3 protein-coding genes and 1 other RNA gene are annotated in these 3337 nt (G+C 47.9%); 1 reads left to right on the forward strand and 3 read right to left on the reverse strand.

Features of this window, described 5'->3' with window-relative positions:
- Nucleotides 1-97: a transfer-messenger RNA gene (ssrA, locus tag D6694_08315) on the forward strand; the annotation flags it as partial.
- Nucleotides 98-139: 42 nt separating this feature from the next.
- Here ssrA and D6694_08320 read toward each other — a convergent pair.
- Genes D6694_08320 through dcm form a run of 3 tightly spaced genes read right to left on the reverse strand, consistent with a single transcriptional unit; the run spans nt 140 to nt 3095 of the window.
- The gene (locus D6694_08320; protein ID RMH42130.1) at nt 140-1336 is read right to left on the reverse strand and encodes a restriction endonuclease; all 1197 of its coding nucleotides are present in this window, start codon (nt 1334-1336) and stop codon (nt 140-142) included.
- Nucleotides 1236-1799, reverse strand: a complete 564-nt coding sequence (gene vsr / locus D6694_08325) for a DNA mismatch endonuclease Vsr (protein ID RMH42131.1) — start codon at nt 1797-1799, stop codon at nt 1236-1238. The genes D6694_08320 and vsr overlap by 101 nt, the downstream gene beginning before the upstream one ends.
- Nucleotides 1800-1808: 9 nt before the next feature.
- Nucleotides 1809-3095, reverse strand: a complete 1287-nt coding sequence (gene dcm / locus D6694_08330; protein ID RMH42132.1) for a DNA (cytosine-5-)-methyltransferase — start codon at nt 3093-3095, stop codon at nt 1809-1811.
- Nucleotides 3096-3337: the final 242 nt, after the last annotated feature.

Here is a 3337-nt window from a genome sequence, read left to right on the forward strand (position 1 = left end):
CCTACCACTCGCTGAAACTCCAAACAGGGAACTAAGCATGTAGAAAGCTGTGCGGAGCTTTCTCTGGACGCGGGTTCGACTCCCGCCGTCTCCACAAGGCATACCAAGCCCTTCATCACGACGTTGATGGAGGGCTTTTCTATTTTGCGCAAGGGAATTTTGCAGCTGCAGCTTTTTGCTTCTTCAAGGTTTGCAAAATGAATTCGTGCAAGGAAATGATGTTCTCTGAATTGCCTTGAGACAAAGAAGGGGCAGGAATTACCAACTTTACGTGCAAGCTTGACATTTCCTTTAGCTGGTCTTCGGAAATGCTGGTGTCAAGGGTACACAGATGTTTTTGCTCGATTCTGTCAGCTTCCGTAACCACTTGCCGCCACCGTTCCTTTACAGAGGTTTTGGCCCCAAGGTGTGTCAAGTATTTGGCTGGAAATTCCCTCTTCCGGTAACATTGGATGGCGGGAAAGATGAAGTCCGGCCGCTTTTTGAGTTCCGTTATGGGGTTTCTTGAAAACTTGAGGGAATTTGCCCTGAAGATGGACTCGAGGTGTCTTTCCATCGCCAATCCCGCCCGGGCTTTTCGCCTGTTTTGCACGGAAAGTGAATATTGGATGAATTCCTCAACAGAGGAGAACCCTTTTTGTAGCCGTTTTTCTACCTCTATTTTTTCAAGGGTTTTGAAAATCCGAAATTCAGTATCGAGATAGGACAAAAGGGCCTGATCCGGGTTTTCCTCCGGATTTGCCTGTGATTTTTCCCTTGCTTTTTCACTCAACAGTGAAGCTTCAGGAAACTCACCGTTATCCAGAAAAGCAAGAAGTTCGCCGTCTATGCAGTCTTCCTCCTCCTGAACAGGCAACCCCAGTTGGTCGAGCAGAAAGGGAACAAGAGGGTTATTGATTTCAGGCTTTCCTCTTGAAGTGAAGAGATGTAATACATCCTTTTCCCAAAAACCATTTCTTGCAACCACCAAAAGCAGAATTCGGTCTGTATTTCGAAAAGTAGTAATTAATAGCCAATCGCCCGGCTTGGCTTTTCGGGTTATTTCCGAAGACTTGTAATACAAGCGCCATTCAGGGCGTCTTGCGGGATTGCCTTGCCTTGCATCATACCATGAAACTTTGGTGTCTTCTGACCAGCTTTCATGCTCATCAATACCCAGATACAAAAACGTGGCCTCCCTTTCGTAAAAGGGGGATTCGCCCAAAAATTCACGTATGGGTCTCGTCCCGTTGAATTCATGTTGGTTCGAGATGCGTGGATCTACCTCGCCCTGTGCGAGTTCCTTTTTTGCAGCCGGAAGGCGAAATACCTTGTTCAAGGCTTCCCAGCTCATCATATCGTGGCAATTTGACTATCTCATTTTCCGGATCAGGCTCATTTTTCTTTAGCCAATCGGCAATATTGTGGAGCAACTCGTCAGAGTCCCTGCGATATTTGCCTTTCATGGCACATTCCCATATGACCAAGACATTCCATCCTTCATTGAGTAATTCATTCCATGTGGCAAGATCTCTTTCTCTGTTACCGGAAAGCTTTTTTCGCCAGAATTCAGTGCGGGTAGAAGGGAGTTTGAAGAGATGACACCTGTGGTAATGCCAGAAGCAGCCGTTAACGAAAATTACGCTACGGAACCGCGGCAATACGATGTCGGGTTTGCCGGGCAGGTTTGGGGGATGGAGCCGAAATCGGAACCCCATTCGGTGAAGGCCAGTCCGGATAAATAGCTCGGGTCGGGTATTCTTTGCCTTGATGTTGGCCATCATTTCGCTTCGCTTGGCCTTGGGTACTATATCACTCATCCCGTATTGTTATTGGTGAAAAGGCAATTCTTGCTGGTAGCCATGAACTTTCCGCACCTTCGCTTTTCTGCTACGTACTTGCTCCCTGGCTTTTTCCGGGTCAGTAATATGTGGTAACATATGACGCGCAATGGCAGCAACAACCGGGACCACTACAGCATTCCCGAATTGCCGATATGCCTGAGTGTCAGAAACCGGGATGATAAATTCGGAGCTTCCCGGCTTGTCAAATCCCATGAGTCGGGAGCATTCGCGCGGGGTCAGTCGCCTGGGGTTTTTGCCTTGTTGCTTTACAAGAATCTCTGAGCCGTCTTTGTAATACCTGGCAGAAAGGGTGCGGGCCACAGATTCCCCGTCAACCAAACCAAAACCGAATCCATTGCCTCTTTCACGGTGTTTTTTTGCATAGGATTGCAGATAGCTCCATAATTTGTCTGACAAGGTGTATTTTTCGGCAACCTTTGCCAGCTCGCCTGTTGTATATGGTGGTTCTGGCTCCTCAGATCCATCTTCCGGGTGTAGAATGGATTTCATTTTGGGGCCATTCGCGGGATCCGGCAGATCCATCAGATCGAACCTGAAGCCCGAATCTACCCTGAACCCTGCAATGAAAATGCGCTCCCTGTGTTGCGGTACAAATCCCTTTGCGTCAATAACTTTCCAATCAATGTGATAACCCAATTCGAGAAGGGTTTCCCTGATAATCCGAAAGGTTTGTCCTTTGTTGTGGGATTCAAGGTTCTTGACATTTTCCAGCAAAAAGGCTTTGGGTTTGTGCCAAGCCAGAATCCGTGCAATATCAAAGAACAAGGTTCCCTGAGTTTTGTCGGCGAAGCCGTGTGGCTTGCCAAGTGCATTTTTCTTGGATACTCCCGCAATGGAAAAGGGCTGACAGGGGAACCCGGCCAACAGCACGTCGTGTTCCGGTATTTCCGATTCATGGACTTTGGTAATGTCACCAGCAAGAGGATGATCGCATTCGAAGTTGGCGCAATATGTGAGCCTCGAGAACTTGTTCCACTCGCTGGTGAAAACGCATTGGCCGCCTGCTTCCTCAAAGGCCAAACGCATTCCGCCAATCCCTGCAAAAAGATCGATGAACCGGAACAGGGGTTTTTCAGCCATTTTTGTGCGATATTTTGCAACCCTGTCCTCAAGCAATTTGATGACTGCAGGCCGAGGGGTAATTTCATTATTTTCCCACCGATATACCATTCGTTCGGAATATCCTGTTAATTCGGCTACCTCTTTGATAGATAGTCCGGCTTGTTCTCTCAAGGAAGTGAAACGATTCATTTCGGGGACTGTTTTTGTCATTTTGTCACCGCAAGAGTACAAAAAATTTTGACCGTGCACCAATTTTCGGGTTTCGTTTTCAAAGCAGAAAAATCTGTATTGCGGCAAGCCCTTGCTCTGTCCTGGATTACAGGCTGTATTTTGGCCATCGTCCCCGCCTGTGCCCAACCCGATTTCTACGTCAAAGGCAAGTACTACTTCACCCATGCCGACACGCTGCGTGGCAGCCTGCGTCCCGAGCG

It is taken from the genome of Gammaproteobacteria bacterium (assembly GCA_003696665.1).
Lineage (GTDB): Bacteria > Pseudomonadota > Gammaproteobacteria > Enterobacterales.

What these genes read in the sequence shown, in the direction of transcription:
- D6694_08320 (RMH42130.1), bottom strand. Translation starts at nt 1,336, where the DNA reads ATGATGAGCTGGGAAGCCTTGAACAAGGTATTTCGCCTTCCGGCTGCA.
- vsr (RMH42131.1), bottom strand. Translation starts at nt 1,799, where the DNA reads ATGAGTGATATAGTACCCAAGGCCAAGCGAAGCGAAATGATGGCCAAC.
- dcm (RMH42132.1), bottom strand. Translation starts at nt 3,095, where the DNA reads ATGAATCGTTTCACTTCCTTGAGAGAACAAGCCGGACTATCTATCAAA.